Annotated in this window: 14 protein-coding genes and 1 pseudogene; 9 read left to right on the forward strand and 6 right to left on the reverse strand. The window is 72.3% G+C overall.

Translation table 11 applies throughout. The features are described 5' to 3' along the window. Positions 1 to 69 precede the first annotated feature (69 nt). Complete coding sequence (locus ACSP97_RS24005; RefSeq protein ID WP_355150481.1) at positions 70 to 576, reverse strand: protein-tyrosine phosphatase family protein; 507 nt, start codon at positions 574 to 576, stop codon at positions 70 to 72. Positions 577 to 675: 99 nt separating this feature from the next. On the opposite strand from ACSP97_RS24005, the gene ACSP97_RS24010 reads away from it, so the two are divergent. Then, entirely contained in the window at positions 676 to 1479 is an 804-nt protein-coding gene (locus ACSP97_RS24010) for a nuclease-related domain-containing protein (protein WP_358295074.1), read from the forward strand. A 6-nt stretch (positions 1480 to 1485) separates the two neighbouring features. On the opposite strand, the gene ligD is transcribed toward ACSP97_RS24010, so the two are convergent. Then, positions 1486 to 2373, reverse strand: a complete 888-nt coding sequence (gene ligD, locus ACSP97_RS24015; RefSeq protein WP_355526014.1) for a non-homologous end-joining DNA ligase — start codon at positions 2371 to 2373, stop codon at positions 1486 to 1488. A 53-nt stretch (positions 2374 to 2426) separates the two neighbouring features. Between ligD and ku the strand changes: the two genes are divergently transcribed. Then, on the forward strand, positions 2427 to 3440 hold the full coding sequence (gene ku, locus ACSP97_RS24020) for a non-homologous end joining protein Ku (RefSeq protein WP_440554196.1): 1014 nt from the start codon (positions 2427 to 2429) through the stop codon (positions 3438 to 3440). Positions 3441 to 3481: 41 nt separating this feature from the next. Here the strand turns inward: ku and ACSP97_RS24025 are convergent, their stop codons facing one another. From ACSP97_RS24025 to ACSP97_RS24035, 3 genes are all read right to left on the reverse strand, one after another. After that, on the reverse strand, positions 3482 to 4444 hold the full coding sequence (locus tag ACSP97_RS24025) for an aldo/keto reductase (RefSeq protein WP_440554198.1): 963 nt from the start codon (positions 4442 to 4444) through the stop codon (positions 3482 to 3484). An 83-nt stretch (positions 4445 to 4527) separates the two neighbouring features. Then, positions 4528 to 6351, reverse strand: a complete 1824-nt coding sequence (locus tag ACSP97_RS24030; protein WP_440554199.1) for a DUF2264 domain-containing protein — start codon at positions 6349 to 6351, stop codon at positions 4528 to 4530. Between the two features lie 74 nt (positions 6352 to 6425). Continuing rightward, a complete protein-coding gene (locus ACSP97_RS24035; RefSeq protein WP_440558474.1) occupies positions 6426 to 7406 on the reverse strand; it encodes a hydroxyacid dehydrogenase in 981 nt (326 codons plus the stop codon). A 745-nt stretch (positions 7407 to 8151) separates the two neighbouring features. On the opposite strand from ACSP97_RS24035, the gene ACSP97_RS24040 reads away from it, so the two are divergent. From ACSP97_RS24040 to ACSP97_RS24055, 4 genes are all read left to right on the forward strand, one after another. Next, the gene (locus tag ACSP97_RS24040; protein WP_440554200.1) at positions 8152 to 9249 is read left to right on the forward strand and encodes a substrate-binding domain-containing protein; all 1098 of its coding nucleotides are present in this window, start codon (positions 8152 to 8154) and stop codon (positions 9247 to 9249) included. A 190-nt stretch (positions 9250 to 9439) separates the two neighbouring features. After that, on the forward strand, positions 9440 to 9742 hold the full coding sequence (locus ACSP97_RS24045; RefSeq protein ID WP_355526166.1) for a FeoA family protein: 303 nt from the start codon (positions 9440 to 9442) through the stop codon (positions 9740 to 9742). Beyond that, positions 9739 to 11685: a ferrous iron transporter B gene (gene feoB / locus ACSP97_RS24050; RefSeq protein ID WP_440554202.1), complete on the forward strand. Its 1947-nt coding sequence runs from the start codon at positions 9739 to 9741 to the stop codon at positions 11683 to 11685. The genes ACSP97_RS24045 and feoB overlap by 4 nt, the downstream gene beginning before the upstream one ends. Next, entirely contained in the window at positions 11682 to 12263 is a 582-nt protein-coding gene (locus ACSP97_RS24055) for a NifU family protein (RefSeq protein WP_355326087.1), read from the forward strand. The genes feoB and ACSP97_RS24055 overlap by 4 nt, the downstream gene beginning before the upstream one ends. Here the strand turns inward: ACSP97_RS24055 and ACSP97_RS24060 are convergent. Further along, positions 12229 to 13322, reverse strand: a pseudogene (locus ACSP97_RS24060) (IS630 family transposase). The gene ACSP97_RS24055 and the pseudogene ACSP97_RS24060 sit on opposite strands and share 35 nt — an antisense overlap. 530 nt (positions 13323 to 13852) lie before the next feature. Here ACSP97_RS24060 and ACSP97_RS24065 point away from each other — a divergent pair. The 3 genes from ACSP97_RS24065 (at position 13853) to ACSP97_RS24075 (ending at position 16724) form a co-directional block, all read left to right on the forward strand. Next, the gene (locus ACSP97_RS24065; protein ID WP_440558475.1) at positions 13853 to 14527 is read left to right on the forward strand and encodes an 8-oxoguanine DNA glycosylase OGG fold protein; all 675 of its coding nucleotides are present in this window, start codon (positions 13853 to 13855) and stop codon (positions 14525 to 14527) included. 174 nt (positions 14528 to 14701) lie between these two features. Continuing rightward, a complete protein-coding gene (locus tag ACSP97_RS24070) occupies positions 14702 to 15904 on the forward strand; it encodes a hypothetical protein (RefSeq protein WP_440554204.1) in 1203 nt (400 codons plus the stop codon). Between the two features lie 352 nt (positions 15905 to 16256). Next, positions 16257 to 16724, forward strand: a complete 468-nt coding sequence (locus ACSP97_RS24075) for an SPW repeat protein (RefSeq protein ID WP_355525992.1) — start codon at positions 16257 to 16259, stop codon at positions 16722 to 16724. Positions 16725 to 16838: the final 114 nt, after the last annotated feature.

Raw genomic sequence — 16838 nt, forward strand, 5'->3', positions numbered from 1 at the left:
CACATAGATTCCAAGGAAGCCCCTTTTCGTCCGTTCTGTACGACCGGGCCGTGGTGCGCGGGAGAGAGGCTACTCGGCCAGTTCTTCCAGCAGCCGCACGGTGTGCAGACCGGCGCGCAGATACGCCACGAACAGCTCGTTGTGCAGCGCCCACGCCGAGCGGCGGGCCCGGATCACCCGGATGGCCTCGTCCGCCGCCGCGCCCCGCTGGACCAGGGCGTGCGCCACGACCAGCCCCGAGCGGTTGTAGCCGTGGTAGCAGCGCACCAGCACCCGGCGGCCGGCGTCCAGCGACTCGTTCGCCGCCCGCGCCAGCCGGATCACCCCGGCGAGCTGGGTGCCGTCCAGCGGCCCGTCCGGTATCGGCCACACATGGTGCTCCACGCCCGGGTCGGGGCCGTACCCCGGCAGCCGCAGCAGCGACTGCACCACGTCGAACTCGTCCCGTACGACGGCCGTCTCCAGCCGCCCCGTACGCGCCCGGTACTCGTGCCCGCCCATCCACAGGCCGGGCACGATCTCGTTCCACGGGCTCCGTGGAGCCGGCACGTCGGGCTGCATTCCGCGGGTCCGCAACGGCGCCTCCCCAACTCCCCTGCGCAGGGCCGGTCTCCACGGTAGCCGCTCTTGCCCGACACGTACCCGGCCTGTTCCCATGGTCGAGGGGTGATGCACATGAGCGGACTGCGCGTGGTGCCGGCCCGCCGGGGCGGCCGGGAGCGGCTGTACGTCTGCCGCCCGGACGGCGGCAACATCGCCTGGTACGACCGGGACACCGGCCGGGTGAACCTGCTCGGCGAGGACGAGCGGGACCGGGTCCTCGAAGCCCTGAAACCCTTCCTCACCGGCCCGGTGACCGTGGGCCCGCCCCCGGTCCCCACACCCGCCGAACTCGCCCGGCTCAGCCTGCACCCGGACGACGACCTCGCGCCCAACCGCCCCGGCGAGGCCCTGCTGATCGCACTCGACCGCGCACCCCGCCCCGCCCGCCGGCTGCGCCCCGATCCGCGCCGCCGCGCCCTGCTTGCCGAGCAGACCGTCGGCGACGCCCTGGACGCCATGGAGGGCGCCGGCTGGCACACCCTGCACTCGCTGCCGCTGCCCGGCGGCGACCGCGTCCACCATCTGCTGATCGGTCCCGGCGGCCTGTTCGCCGTGCACGCCCTGTACGCCCGCAGGGCGCGGGTGCGCGTCGCCGACCCGATGGTCACCGTGGGCCGGCGCCCGGCCGAGCCGCTGCTGCGCCTGCTGCGCGCCCAGGCCGACCGGGCCGCCTACGCGCTGACCGCCGAGGTCCGCCCGGTCCTCGCCCTGACCGCCCCGGCCGGGGTGACCCTCACCGCCGTACCCCGGGGCGTGCGGATCCTGTCCGACGAGGAGCTTTCCGGTCTGACCCGGCTGGGCGGGGTGCTGAAACCGGCGGACGTGGAGGCGCTGCACGCGATGGCCCGCGACCGGCGCACCTGGGAGAGGGTCTAGGGACCATCAGGGAAGGGGCGCGGCCCGGTCGGGGTCGAGCAGCGGGGCCAGCAGGTCACCATGGTCGTGGAGGCGCGGGGCGATGTCCCCGGCCTGGAACTCCAGCCGGGCCGGCGAACGGCACTCGGCGACTTCCTCCCAGGTCACCGGGGTGGAGACGAGCGGGGTGCGGCGGGCGCGCACGGTGTAGGGGGTGGCCGTGGTCTTGCGGGCCGCGTTCTGGCTCCAGTCCACGAACACCTTCCCCGGCCGCAGGCTCCTGGCCATCCGGTGCACCACCAGCCGGGGCAGCGCCCGCTCCGCCTCCACGGCGAGCGCCCTGGCGTACTCGCTGGTCCGCTCCGGGGAGGCGCCGCGCACGGCCGCCAGCAGATGCAGCCCCTTGGACCCGGCCGTCTTGGGGTGGGCCTCGATGCCGTCCGCCGCGAGCCGCTCGCGCAGCCACAGGGCGACCTCGCAGCACTGCACGATCGTCGCGGGCGCCCCCGGATCGAGGTCGAAGACCAGCCGGTCGGCCTCGTCGGGGGACCGCACCAGCCACTGGTGCGTGTGGAACTCGGTGACCAGGTTCGCCGCCCACACCAGGCTCGGCAGGTCCTGTACGACGACCATCCGGGCCGGAGCGTCCGCCGACGAGCGCGGCACCTCGGCGGTCGTGACCCACTCGGGCGTACCCGGCGGCACGTTCTTGGTGAAGAACACCTGGCCCTCGGGTCCGTCCGGGTAGCGCAGGAAGGACACCGCGCGGTCGCGCAGGTGCGGCAGCAGCGCGTCGGCGGTGGTCGCGTAGTAGTGCACCAGCTCGGCCTTGGTGAAGCCGGTCTCCGGATAGAGCACCTTCTCCAGATTGCTCAGTGCCACCCGTCGCCCCGCCACCTCTGTGATAGGCGTCATACGATGACAATCCCAGACAAACCACTGCGAGTGGGAAAGGACGGGTGCGGCACGTGCGATCGATATGGAACGGCGCCATCTCCTTCGGGCTGGTCAGCATCCCGATCAAGCTGGTCAACGCGACCGAGAGCCACGCGATCTCCTTCCGCCAGATCCACACCGAGGACAACGGCCGCATCCGCTACCGCAAGGTGTGCGAGGTGGAGGACCGCGAGGTCAGCCAGTCCGAGATCGGCAAGGGGTACGAGGACGCGGACGGCACGATCATCCCGATCACCGACGAGGACCTGTCCCACCTGCCCATCCCCACCGCCCGCACCATCGAGATCGTCGCCTTCGTGCCGGCCGACCGGATCGACCCGATCCAGATGGGCGCCCCCTACTACCTGGCCGTCGGCGGAGCCGCCGCCGCCAAGCCGTACACCCTGCTGCGCGAGGCGCTGAAGCGCGGCGGCAAGGTCGCCGTCGCCAAGTTCGCGCTGCGCGGCCGCGAGCGCCTCGGCATGCTCCGGGTGGCCGACGACGCGCTCGTCCTGCACGCCCTGCTCTGGCCGGACGAGGTACGGGCTCCCGAGGGCGTCGCCCCGGACGCGGACGTCACTATCCGCGACAAGGAGCTGGACCTCGCGGACGCCCTGATGGACACCCTCGGCGAGGTTGATCTCGACGACCTGCGCGACGAGTACCGGGAGGCCCTGGAGGAGGTCATCGCCGCGAAGGCCGCGGGCGAGGCCCCGCCCGAAGCCCCCGCTCCCGCGGCCGGCGGCAAGGTCCTCGACCTGATGGCCGCCCTGGAGAACAGCGTGCGCGCCGCCCGCGCGTCCCGCGCGCCGGGGTCCGGGGGCGACGCCGAGGTCAGATCCCTGCGGCGCGGTGGCGGCACACCGAAGGAGGCGGGCGCCAAGAAGTCCACGGCCGCGGCGAAGAAGACCGCCGCCAAGAAGACGACCACGGCCCGGAAGTCCGCCGCACAGCCGGCGCGGGCGTCGAAGAAGAGCACCGCGAAGTCGGCCACGGGCAAGAAGACCCAGGCGAAGAAGACGACGTCCCGCAAACGGCCGGCCTGACGACGTCCGGGGGCCGGCGCCCCGGGGCGCGGACGGCTCCGTCAGTGCTCCCCGGGCACCGGCACGTCCGCGCCCAGCAGCCCCTGCGCGCGCAGCTCCGCCCACAGCGCGGCCGGCAGCGGTTCGCCGAACCGGGCGGTGCCGTCGGCCACTTCGGCGGCCGAGCGGGCGCCGAGCAGCACCCCGGTGACGGCCGGGTGGCCGAGCGGGAACCGCAGCGCGGCACTGCGCAGCGGCACCCCGTGCCGGGCACACACCTCCTGCATCCGCAGCGCCCGCGTCACCAACTCCGGTGGCGCGGCGGCGTAGTCGTACGTCGCGTCCGGCCCTGGTCCGGCCAGCAGCCCGGAGTTGAACACCCCGCCGACCAGCACGCTCCGGCCGCGCGCGGCGGCCTCGGGCAGCAGCTCGGTGAGCGCGGAGGTGTCCAGGAGGGTGTAGCGGCCCGCGCAGAGCACCACGTCGACGTCGGTGTCCCGGACGAAGCGGGTGAGCATGGCGGTCTGGTTCATGCCCGCGCCGATGGCCCGTACGACACCCTCGTCGCGCAGCCGCTCCAGCGCCGGGTAGGCCTCGCGCAACGCCTGCTCGCCGTGGTCGTCGGGGTCGTGCAGCAGGGCGATGTCGACGTGGTCCAGGCCCAGCCGGTCCAGCGACTGCGCCAGGCTGCGGCGCACCCCGTCGGCGGAGAAGTCCCAGACGCGGCGGTGGGTGGCCGCGACGGCGAAGCCGTGCGCGAGGTCGTCGCCGCCCCCGGTGTGCGGCACCAGGAGCCGGCCCACCTTGGTGGACAGGGTGTACTCGGCGCGCGGGCGGCCGCGCAGCGCGGCGCCCAGGCGGCGTTCGGACAGGCCGAGCCCGTAGTGGGGCGCGGTGTCGAAGCAGCGGATGCCCGCGTCCCAGGCGGCGTCGACGGTGGCGTGCGCCTGTTCGCCGGAGACCGGACGGTAGAGGTTGCCCAGGGCGGCGCAGCCCAGGGCGAGGCGGGGGAGACGGACGCGCATGCGGAAAGACCTTTCCAGACCGGGAAGTCGGCGGATCGGGGGCATCGGGGCTCGGGTCGCCACCGGGCGGCCCGAGCCGGCCGTCACACGGACGGGCCGGGCCGGTCCGGCGCCGGACCGGCGCGCAGCGCGCGGGGCAGGCCGGGCAGCGCACGCCAGTCGAGCGGCGCCGGACGGCCGCCGTCGCCCCCGACCGTGGCGCACACGTCGGCCACCAGCCAGTGGGCGCCCGGCGCCAGCTCGCCGCGCAGTACGGGCAGCGCCGTACGGGGCCACAGCAGATGGCCGTTGGGGTCGGGCAGCATCACCTCGGCCACCCGCACGTCCAGCACATCCCGCACCGAGCTGTCGAGTTCGCCGCACGCCGCCCACGCGCCGGGGCCCTCGGCGGCCGTGCCGGCGCCGTCCAGCGGGACCGCGAAGCCGCCCTCGACGCTGTGCAGCGGGCGGGGGGTGACCAGGCGGTGGACGCGGACGTGCCGGCCGGGCCCCGCGGGCAGCAGCCAGGTGTCGACGCGGACGTCGGGCCAGGGCAGCCAGCGGGCGTGCACCCGCTCCGCGGTCACCGAGCGGGACGCGCAGGCGACCCGGGACCGCCAGTGCAGACCGTCGTCGCTGAGCAGCAGCGTGCCGTCCGGGCCCGCCGCCTCGGCACCGAGCGGACCGGTGGCGACGGAGCACCCGAAAGCCGTCGAATACGTGAACTTGCCGTACTTCGCCGGGGCGTTGCGCACCCAAGTGTCGGCGGTGCAGGCGGCCAGCGCGGTGGTGTGCCCGCCGCCGTGCTGGACCAGCAGGCCCGCCTGCGGCTGCGGGTGCACGGCGTCCGGGACGGGCAGGGGCTCCTCCGCGCAGGCCCAGAACGGGTGCCCGGCGGGCAGCGCGAGCGGCAGGAACGCCTTGAACGCCCAGTAGGGGGAGCCCGCCGCGTTGTACTGCTCGCTCATGAACTGGTTCGGGTAGGCGTAGCCGACCGACAGGGTGCCGTCGGGCGCGAACACCGGCTGCCGCAGCCACCAGCGCAGGTTCCGCGCCCACAGTCCGCGCAGCACCCCCCAGGGCAGCGCCTCGACCCCCGCGTGCGCGAGCGCGCCCCAGAACGCGGCCTGCGCGAACCGGTACGTCAGGCTGCGGCCGAAGGGCAGCGCGGCACCGTCGGCCCCGAACCAGTGCCGGAACTCCCCGGCGAACAGCGCGGCCCGCTCCCGGACCCGCGCCACCACCTCCGCGTCGGCGTCCGGCGCGAGGGTCGTGTACAGCAGCGTGTACAGGTGCAGCGCCCAGGGGCCGTAGTAGTCGCGGGGCTTGTCGTCCGGGCCGTCCGAGTACCAGCCGCCGCCCCGGTGGTAGTCCTCGACGCGGGCCAACGCCCGCTCCACGACGCCCGGTTCGGGCGGCTCGCCGACCGAGGTCAGGCCCAGCTGGGCCATCACCGGGAACAGATGCCAGTTGTTGTCCGGGACGCGTTCGGCCCGCGCCGCCCGGCGCAGCCAGCCGGCCAACCGGGTCCGCTCCGCCGGGGCGAGCGGCTCCCACAGTTCCCCGGGCGCCAGGGCGAGGGTGAACCCGAGGACCGACGCCTCGACCAGCCGCTGGTCCATGGCGCCGGGCTCGCCCCAGTAGTCCGGGTGCTCCGGGTCGGTGCCGGCGGCGACGGCCCGGCGGATCCGGTCCCAGCCGTCGTACCGCCCGCCCCCGGCCGCGAGCGGCGCGAGCCCCCACAGCGGCCGTACGGTCGCCTCCAGACGGGCCACCCGGGGCGGGTAGGCGGTGCCGGGCGCGTACAGCGCCGTGTCGTCGGCGAAGCCGTCGGCGAGCGGGGCGCACAGGTCGAGCAGCACGCGCTGCCAGTCGGCGCGGCTGTGCGGCGGGTTGCCGAAGGACGGGCGCGGTCGGTGACGGGTCATGGCTCCTCGTTCGGGGTGCGGGCCGGTGGGCGGGCGGGCGCGGATTCCACTGTGCCGGTCTCCGCCGGTCCGGCTCAGGCGGAACGCTCGACCTCCTCGCGCACCACGGGGTGGGCGAACGGCCGCCCGGCGGCCAGGCGTTCCAGTTCGTCCAGCGCCGAGTCCGCCATCCGGTGCAGCTCACCGCCGAGGGAGCCGGCGATGTGCGGGGTCAGCACGACGTTGTCCAGGTCGTACAGCGGGGAGTCCGGCGGCAGGACCTCCGGCTCGGTCACGTCCAGTACGGCGTTCAGCCGGCCGCTGGTCAGCTCCCGGGTCAGGTCGTCGGTGTCGACCAGCGCGCCGCGCGCGGTGTTGACCAGCGTGACGCCGTCCGCCATCAGCTTCAGCCGCCGCTCGTCGATCATGTGCCGGGTCCCGGGCAGCGCGGGCGCGTGCAGCGACACCACGTCGCAGGCCGCGCACAGCTCGTCCAGCTCCACCCGGCGCACGCCGAGCGCCCGCGCCTCCCCGGGCTCCAGGTAGGGGTCGTGCACCAGGATCTCCATGTCGTAGGGGGCGAGCAGGGAGATGAGGCGGCGCCCGGTGCGCGAGGCGCCGACGATCCCGACGGTACGGCGGTAGTTCCCGGCGTCGCGGTACTCGTGCTGCCAGGACAGCGGGCCGCGTACGGCCCGGTAGCGGTCGCGGGTGCGCAGGGCCCGTTTGTTGGCGAGCAGGATCATCGCCAGCGCGTACTCGGCGACCGGCAGGGCGTTGGCGTCGGCGGCGGAGGAGACCGTGATGCCCCGCTCCCAGCAGGCGTCGGTGACGAAGTTCTTCACCGAGCCCGCGGCGTGCACCACCGCGCGCAGCCGGGGCGCCCCGGCGAGCACCTCGGGGCGCAGCGGCGGGCAGCCCCAGCAGGTGAACAGCACGTCCGCGCGGGCGAGTTCGGCGGCGATGCCGGGACCGGTGAAGTCGTCGGCGACCAGCGCGGGGTCGACGTCGGCGAGGCCGGTGAGCCGGGCCGTGCGCGCCGGGTCGAGCAGCAGCGGCAGCAGGTCGCGCTGCATGGCGAGCAGGACCCGGGGGCGGCGGGCCGCGGGGGGCAGGTCGGACACGGGACTCCTCGGGTCGTGGGCGTGGGGGCGCCCGGCGGGAAGCGGGCGCCGCCGCGCGGGAATGCGGTACGTCAGCGGACGGCGGCGGGGCTCGTCCGGTGGCCGCCTCGGCCTTGGCGAACACGTTCGTCCTGCCGGAGACGGCATCCATCACCGCGGAGTCGAGCGCGGGGGAGACCCCGGCCCACTTGGCGCTGAAGGTGGGCGAGGAGAACCGGTAGGCGGCCGAGGCGTCCGGCCGGCAGATCGGCGACAGCGTCTTCGGTGAGTCGTCCAGCCGCCGGGTGAGGCCGGCGAGCCCCGGCTGCGGAGCGCCGTTGACGACTCGGCCGGTGCACCGCCGGGCCGCTGGCCGACCAGGGGCACAGGGGCCTCCTTCCAAGGGGAGAGAGGGGCACCGGCAGACACGACGGGTCGCCTCACGGACCACCGCCGCCCGATGCGCGTTCAGCATCCGATCAGGTCCGGAACCCGTCAATGAGGATGTGCGCGATGGAAAGCACCCGGAACCATTCCCGCTCCTCCGATCGCCCTTTCCTCCCCCTTCACCCCCTTCGGGTTTTCCGCGGATCCCACCTGCTCGCCGTCTTCTCTCCGAGGGGATGCCGAACTCTCCTGCCGGACGCTAGGTTTTTTCCTTCTCTTCCCAAGAGTTCGGAACCCTTCCATGTCATCGCCCAGGGGAATGTGACGCGTGATGCTCTCTCCGGACCGGCACGACCTGCTCCTCGCCCATCTGCGGGAACACGGCTCGGCGAGGATCAGCGACCTCGTGGGACTGCTGGGGGTCTCCGACGTCACGGTGCGCCGCGACGTCGAGGCCCTCGAACGCGAGGGCCTGGTACGGCGGTTCCACGGCGGAGTCACCCTGGACCGCAGGACCGCCACCGCCGACCGGGAGCCCGACCGCCCCCGCGACGGCCTGCGCCTGGGCCTGCTGCTGCCCAACGGCCCCTACTTCCGCGAGGTGTTGGAAGGCGCCAGGGAGGCGGCCGCGGAACTCGGCGTCGAACTGACCCTGGCCTTCTCCGACTACCAGCCGGAACAGGACCTGGTGGCCATCCGCCGGCACCTGGACGACGGCGTCGACGGTCTCCTCCTGGCCCCTCCGCCCCTGGAGAACTCCCGCCACACCCGCTTCGAGGAACGGCTGCGCGAACTGCGGATACCGGTGGTCCTGGTCGAACGCGAACTGCGCTCCACGACCCTGGTCGACCGCCTCGACCACGTGGTCACGGACCACCAGGCGGGCGCCCGGCTCGCGGTGGAACACCTGGCCCGCCTCGGCCACCGCCGCATCGCCCTCATGGTCAAGGACGTCGGCCCCACGGCCCCCGCCGTCCGCCTCGGCTACACCCACGCCCTGCGCGCCCTGGGCCTTGACCAGGACACCCCGGTCCATCTGGTCCCGCAGCGCGAGACGTCCCCCCACACCGAACAGCGCATCGACGAGGTCCTCGACGACCTCCGCGCCCACGGCGCCACCGCCGTCCTCGTCCACGGCGACGCCGAGGCCATCCTCCTCCTCCAGCTCGCCGCCCAACGCGGCATCCGCGTCCCCCAGGACCTCGCGATCGTCTCCTACGACGACGATGTCGCCGCCCTGGCCGGCGTCCCCCTGACCGCCGTCGCCCCACCGAAACGCGCCCTGGGCCGCAAGGGCATCGAACTCCTGACCTCCCGCCTCCGCTCGACCCACCCCCTGCCGGTCCACCACCTGACCCTGCAACCGTCCCTCGCGGTCCGCGCCTCGTGCGGACGGGGTGGGATGGGGAGGGGGAGACGGGGGAGATGACCGTGGGGAGCCGGGGGACTCGACGACCGAGGGACCCGAACGACCAGGCGCCCGCGGGCGTCGTACGACACGCCCGCGCCCCCATGCGACCCCCCGCGGCTCCTACCGTGGCGGAGCCGATATTGTCGTTACCGGGGCAAAAGGTTAGCCTTCCCTAAGTTGTTCGGATGATCCCGGTGCGAGGGTGTCGATGGTCTCAGTGCAGTTGGGTGCGCGCCGCAAGAGCGGTCCGTCCGTGCCGGTGGACTCCGGGCCGGACGCACGGCTTTCGGATCTGCGCCCCGGAATGAGCGGCGAGGTCACCGGCATCGACGAGTCCGTCGAGCCGAGCACCGCGCGACGCCTGTCCGACCTGGGGTTCGCCCCCGGCGCCGAGGTCACCGTGCTGCGCCGGGCGCCGCTCGGCGACCCCGTCGTCTTCCAGGTCGTGGAGTACGAGATCGCCCTGCGCAAGGAACAGGCCGCGGGCATCCGGGTACGGCGCACCGCATGAGCGCGCACTGCGGCCCGACGGGCGCGACGACCGGGACGCTCGCCGGCGCCACCCGGCTGGCCCTGGTCGGCAGCCCGAACTCGGGCAAGAGCACCCTGTTCAACGCCCTGACCGGCCTGCGTACCAAGACCGGCAACTACCCCGGCGTCACCGTCGCGCGCTACGAGGGAACCGCGCGCGCCGGCAAGCACGAGGTGGTCATCGAGGACCTGCCCGGCACCTACAGCCTCGACCCGATCAGCCCGGACGAGCAGGTCGTCGCCGACGTCCTCGACCCGGACAACCCGGACCTCGGCACGCCCGACGGCATCCTCGTCACCCTCGACGCGACCACACTGCGCCGCTCCCTCGGCCTGCTCGCCCAGGTCATGCGGACCGGCCTGCCGATCTGCGTGGTGCTCACCTTCCGCGACGAGCTGGCCCGCCGCGGCGGCACCCTCGACGTCGCCGCCCTCCGCCGCGCCCTCGGCGTGCCGGTCGTCGCGGTGACCGGCGGTTCGCGCAACGACCTCGCCGAACTCCAGGCCGCCCTGCCCGACCCGGCCTCCTGGGAACGACCGGTCCTGCCGCCGCCCACCGACCCGGCGCAGCGCCGGGCCTGGGTGGAGTCGCTGCTGGCCAGTGCCGGCTACGAGGTGCCGGAGATCGACCAGCGCACCCGGCGCATCGACGCCGTACTGCTGCACCCGCTGTGGGGCACGCTGATCTTCTTCGCGACCATGTTCGCGTTCTTCCAGATCATCTTCACCGTGGCGACACCGCTCCAGGACGCCGTGCAGAGCGTCTTCGACCGGCTCGGCACCCTGGTCACCGAGTACGTCTCGAACCCCCTGCTGTCCGGCTTCCTCGGCAACGCCCTGATCGGCGGCCTGGGCAGCGTCGTGGTCTTCCTGCCGCAGATCGCCCTGCTGTTCCTGATGATCTCGCTGCTCGAAGGCAGCGGCTACCTCTCCCGCGCGGCCTTCCTGATGGACCGCCTCATGGCCAGGGCCGGCCTGGAGGGCCGCGCGTTCGTCGCCCTGCTGTCCTCCCTCGCCTGCGCGATCCCCGGCATCATGGCCACCCGCTCCCTGCCGTCCGCCAAGGACCGGTTCGCGACCATGATGGGCGCGCCGCTGATGACCTGCTCGGCGCGGCTGACGGTCTACGTCCTGCTCACCGGCCTGCTGGTGAGCCCCGGCAGCAGGGTCGGCCCGTTCGGTGCCCAGGGCGTCGTCATGTTCGCCCTCTACCTGGTCGGCGCTCTCTCGGCCATGGCCACCGCCTGGGTCTTCAAACGGTTCAGCAGCCGGGGCGGCCCGGTGCTGCCGTTCTACATGGAGATGCCGTCCTACCGCCTGCCGCGCCCGCGCGCGGTGGCCGACGCCATCTGGAGCGCGTGCAAGGGCTTCCTCGCCAAGGTCGGCCGGATCATCCTCGTCGTCACCGTCGGCCTGTGGCTCCTCCTCAGCCTGCCCATGCACAGCGACGCCCAGCTGCGCTCGGCCGGCGTCGACCCGGCCGACCGGACCGCGGTCTCGGCCTACGAGGTCGACCACAGCTACGCCGCGGACATCGGCCACGCCATCGAACCCGTCTTCGAACCCCTCGGCTTCGACTGGCGCATCAACGTCGGCGTGCTGGGCTCGCTGTCCGCCCGGGAGGTCTTCGTCGCCACCCTCGGCCAGGTCGCCGCGGCCCAGAACCCCGACCAGCCGACCGAGGCCCTGACCCACATGACCTACACGGACGGCCCCCACCAGGGACAGAAGCTGTTCACCCCGGCCACGACCGCCGCCCTGCTGGTCTTCTTCCTCTACGCGCTGCAGTGCATGTCGACCATCGGCGTCATGCGCCGGGAGACCGGCTCCTGGAAATGGCCGGCGGTCGCCTTCGGCTACATGTTCGTCCTGGCCTGGACGATGGCCTTCGTGACCCACACCGTCGTGAGCGCCCTGACATGACCACCGTCCCCATGCACCCCGAGCCCACGACCGACCCCCAGACGGTCCGCTGGGTCATCCCCGCCGGCACCCTCCCCCTCGTCGGCCCGATCACCGACGCCCCGGCCGACCTCGGCACCATGCTGCGCTCCGGCACCGTCGCCGCCATCGAGGTGGAGTCCCGGGCCGTCCTGATCCGCCTCGCCCCCGACCACACCTGGGCCACCACCGGCCCCCGCGTCCGCGACGCGCTCGGCACGGCACTGGGCCACCCCCAGCAGTGGCGACCGGCCACCGCCCCGACCGAGGACGACCTCCTCCACGCCGCCCTCCAGGACGTCCTGAACGGCCCGGCCGGCGACTACATCCGCTCCCACGGCGGCGAGGCCACGATCGTCTCCGCCCACGACCGCAGGGCCGAGGTACGCCTCTCGGGCACCTGCACCCACTGCCCGGCCGCGGACTTCACCCTGCACTCCCGCCTGGAATCGGAACTGCGCAAGCGCTTCCCCGCCCTCCTCGAACTCCGCGCCACGGGACAGCCGGACCGACGGCGGCCGGGACCTACGTGGCTGTCGCTGCGGCGACGGGGGGCGTGAGCAGCACCCCAGATTGCCGTATGGATTGTCGTATGTCCGCGGTCTTCGTCCAGACGAAGGGCTTCGGGTCTTCGTTCCAGGTCTTGATCCAGTTGCGGATGTCCTTCTCCAGGGACTGGACGTTTCTGTGGACACCTCGCCGTATCTGCTTGGTCGTCAGCAGCGCGAACCACCGCTCGACCTGGTTCAGCCAGGAGGAACTGGTCGGTGTGAAGTGCACATGGAAGCGGGGGTGTGCGGTCAGCCATCGCTGGATGGTCGGGGTCTTGTGCGTTGAGGCGTTGTCGCAGATCAGATGCACGTCCAGGCCGGCGGGTACCTCCTTGTCGATGCGGACGAGGAACTTCTTGAACTCCACGGCACGGTGCCGGCGGTGGATCTGGCCGATCACCTCGCCGGTAGCGGTGTTCAGCGCGGCGAACAGCGTGGTGACGCCGCCGCGCACGTAGTCGTGAGTACGGCGCTCGGGCATGCCCGGCATCATCGGCAACACCGGAGCCGACCGGTCCAGCGCCTGGATCTGCGTCTTCTCGTCCACGCACAGCACCAGCGCATGCTCGGGCGGGGCGAGATACAGGCCGACCACATCGCGGACCTTCTCGATGAACTGCGGATCCTTCGAGAGCTTGAAGGTGTCCACCAGGTGCCGAAGGTCCGCCAGATACGCGTGATGGCCGACTGGGAGAGGCCCACTTCCTTGGCCATCGACCGCGTCGACCAGTGCGTGGCGTCCTTCGGCGTGGTCTCCAGTGTCTTGACGACCACATCTTCCACCTGAGCGTCGGTGATCTTCCGGGGACCACCCGGGCGTGGCTCGTCGGTCAGGCCCTCAAGCCGGTCCCGCACAAAGCGGGCCCGCCACCTGCTCACCGTGTGCTCCTCGACACCGAGCAGGGCGGCGACGTCTCTGTTCGAAGCGCCGGTCGCGCACTCCAGCACGATCCGGCACCGCAGGGCCAGGGCCTGCGAAGAAGTCCGACGCTTGGCCCAGCGGTTCAACGTCTCACGCTCGTCATCGGTCAACACCAGCTCGGCCTTCGGCCGTCCCGTCCTCGCCACCCGGCCATCATGCCGAACCGCCGATGACTTACGCAGCGAATTCCCGACTCAGGACACTAGCCTTTCGCGCATGGGGCTTGGCGACATCCAGTACGACGACATCCTCGCGGCGACCGAGGAGTTCCGCCGTCTGGGCCGGGACAACTTCCTCCAGACGTACGGCTTCGGACGAGCCAGGTCGTACGAACTGGTCCTGGACGGTATGCGCTACGACTCGAAGGCCATCGCCGGAGTCGCCCACGGACACGCCACCGGCGACTTCCTGACCGCGGGGGACTTCAGCGGCGGCGCGGCCACGGTGGCGCGACGCCTGCGCGACCTGGGCTTCGTGGTCGAGACGGGGGAGACACCACCGAACCGGGCGACCCTCCTGGAGCGCCTGAGGAAGTTCGACCAGGAACTGGCAGACAAACTGGACAAGGCGTTCCTCGCGCAGCCGCTGCCCGAGGACGCCGTGGCCTCACTGGCCCGCTGGCTGGCCGACCCCGACAGAGGGGGGGCGGTATGCGCGGGGCACCGCGAGCCACGGCATCGACTACCTCCCGTCGAGCTGGACGGCCGTCGAGCCCTGGCCGGCATCGCTCGCCGACCGGTCGGTGCCCGGGCCGCGCACGGTGACCCGGGGCGACGTGACGGCCGTGGCGGTGGCCGCGTCGCGGTCGGAGAACTGGGCCGAGGCCTTCGTCGCGAGCCAGGTGTGGGGCTACGGACGCAGGGGCTACGGCCCTGGCCGCACACGGACGGTGCTCGACCACTCTTCCGACCGAAGAGTCCTCGAGTGCGCGGTGTCCCTCCTCCGGGACAACGGCGCGAAGGCGGCGTACGAGAAGCTGAACGGGGTGCACCGCCTCGGCCCTGCCTTCCTCACCAAGTTCCTCTACTTCGCGGGCCTGGTCCTATCGGAGGCCAAGGGACTGCCCCCGCTGATCCTCGACATGCGGCTGGCCCGAGTCCTCCGCCGGCACGCCACGAATGTCGGCCACGACGCGGGCCACGACTGGGCCGCCCCGATCGCCGGACGGATCTGGCGCGACGGCGGCTGGACCTCCCACCGGTACGACGTCTACCTGCGGTGGATGCACGCGATCAACAGCCAACTCACCACCGAGGTGAACGGCTGGCCGGCGTCCCCGGACATCCTGGAACTGGCACTCTTCGCCGGCGCCTGGCACCCGTCGGTCCGCCCGCCGGGCGCCGCACGGTGAGCAGGACACCTCCCTCGGATCCCACTGCGATGACCAAGGGGGAGGCCGAAACGCACGGGCTCGGGGCAGTGTTGGGGTACACACGTCACGGGCCCCACCAACCGATCGTCGGCGGCCAGCACCCCAGGTGTGGTAACCCCCGCGGCACAACGGGCAGTTGCCTATCCTTCGGTCGTGAACATCGTGCATGCCAGGCTCTGGCGGACCACAGCGGTGATCGGCTCCGACGGTCTGGCGGAGGCGGTGATCGCGACCGAAGTCGGCCGCCGCTCCCTGCCCGTCTCCCTTTCGCAGCTGGTCGGCATCAACGCGCTGGCGTGCGACCTGCGCGGCGTCATCGATCAAGGGGTCCACGACCACGAGGTGAACCTGCTGACCAGCTACGTCGCGGAGGCGACGAGTGGGACTCCGCTGACTGCCCACTACTCCCGGTTGCAGGCGGCCTCTCGGCACATACGCGGCTTCGTCAGCGAGTGCACGGGCCTCGGCGTCATGTCGGCGGTGAGTGAGGAGCTGTTCGCGTGGAAGCCCGGCAAGCGGTCGCTGAACAGCTTCGACGTGCTTCCGCGGCGATTCGGCGCCGTTTTCGGAAGGAAGGGGCCGAGACCGGACCTGTTGTTCCACCTGGAAACCGGTGCCATCGCCGGGGAGGCCCGCGGACGCAGCCGCAAGGAGCGGACGCTCTTTCCCAGGTCCGCGACGAAGCCTCAGAAAGATCGCATGCTCACGCTGGCGAACTGGTCCATCGACAACGCCGACCACCCGTACTTCATGAGCTGGGTGTGGATAGGCCCCTCCGGGGTCGTCGTGGACATTTTCCTCCCCGACGACGAGCAGGTGACGAAAAGCGTCGTAAAGGATTGGACGGTGAGTGCCGAAGGCGGCGAGCGATGGGTCATGGAGCCTGAACGGCCTCGGCGCCGGCGTCCCGCCACCCCGATAGCCGACTTTTTCGGCGACGCGGCCCCAGAAAACGGGCCAATTCCTTCCGAGCGCATGCGTTCGAACCAGGTTCCGGCCGGCATGACGCGCCGAGTCAGTTTGGAGGAATACGCCGCCGAGGCCGACAAGAGGGCCGAGATAATGATGGACGAGCTGTACAGACATTCCGCCACGACCGTCGGAAGCGTTGCCGGCGTACCGGTCCGAGGCAAGTGGATCACGGCGAACGCGCTCGGCCCGGCTACCCATGAGGTATTGATCGGCGTTCTCGAAGCGGGCATACCCCGCGGCGGCCGCGCACAGCGCAGCCGGCGTTCCCTCGGGACCGACGCCGTCCTGGACGGCAGGCTGCTGACCGTCGTCCGCCGCCTCGACGAAGACCGACCCAGCTGGGAGCGAATCGAGACGGACCTCCTGCCACCTTCGCAGCCCTGACACGGATCTCCTGCCGCCTTCGCAGCCCTGACACGGCTCTCCGGCCGGCCGAGCAGCCGCCTGCCCGAGACCGAACGGCAGCCGAGGCCAGGCGAACCGCCCGGGGCTCCGCGGGCGGCGGGATTCACACCCCCACCGGGCACCCTTGGCCCACGCCTGCCCCGAGACCAACGCCCCCGCCCCGGCGCGACCCCGGCTCGACCAGCGCCGGACGTCCTGACGGCTGCCGGTGGCCGCCCGGATTCTTCATGCCGCCGCAGTTACCGCAGACCTTTTGGGTACCCGACGGACGAACCCTAAGAAAGCGGATATTCCGGAGGTGATTGGCATGGCGACCGCTCCTCGGTCCGACATGGCAACCCATCCTGACATCATCGAGATGCGCGAACGGCACGAGATGGCCGAGCGCAGTGCGAGCACCCCGAAGGCGCAGGGCATGGAGACCATGGCCCTCCTCACCGGGCTGTACCTCGCGGCCTCGCCGTGGATCACGGGCTTCAACGGCCTGTCCACCCTGGCGGTCAACAACCTGATCGTCGGTATCGCCTACGCACTGCTCATGAGCGGTGGCTTCGGCCGGGCCTACGAGCGTGTGCACAGCATGGCGTGGGCCGCCTGCGCGCTGAGCGTGTGGACGATCATCGCGCCGTGGGTCGTGGCCGGCAACGTCGCCACGACGAAGACCATCATCAACAACGTCGTCATCGGCGCCATCGGCCTGCTGGTGGCCCTGATGGCCGCCTCCATCGGCCGCCCGACCGACCGACGCCGGGGAACCTCCGCCCGTGCGTCCGTGCCTTACGAGGGCCACCGCGGCTGACCGTCGCGGGAAAGGGACGCCCCGGTCTCGAGGAAAGCCGGTCAGTCCGGTGCCCCTCTCCGCGGCCCAGGGCGTCCCAAGACCGCGAAGAAAATAGAAAACTTACCCCTTGGT

Source organism: Streptomyces sp. SCPE 10 (genome assembly GCF_051980735.1).
Classification (GTDB): Bacteria; Actinomycetota; Actinomycetes; order Streptomycetales; family Streptomycetaceae; genus Streptomyces; species Streptomyces misionensis.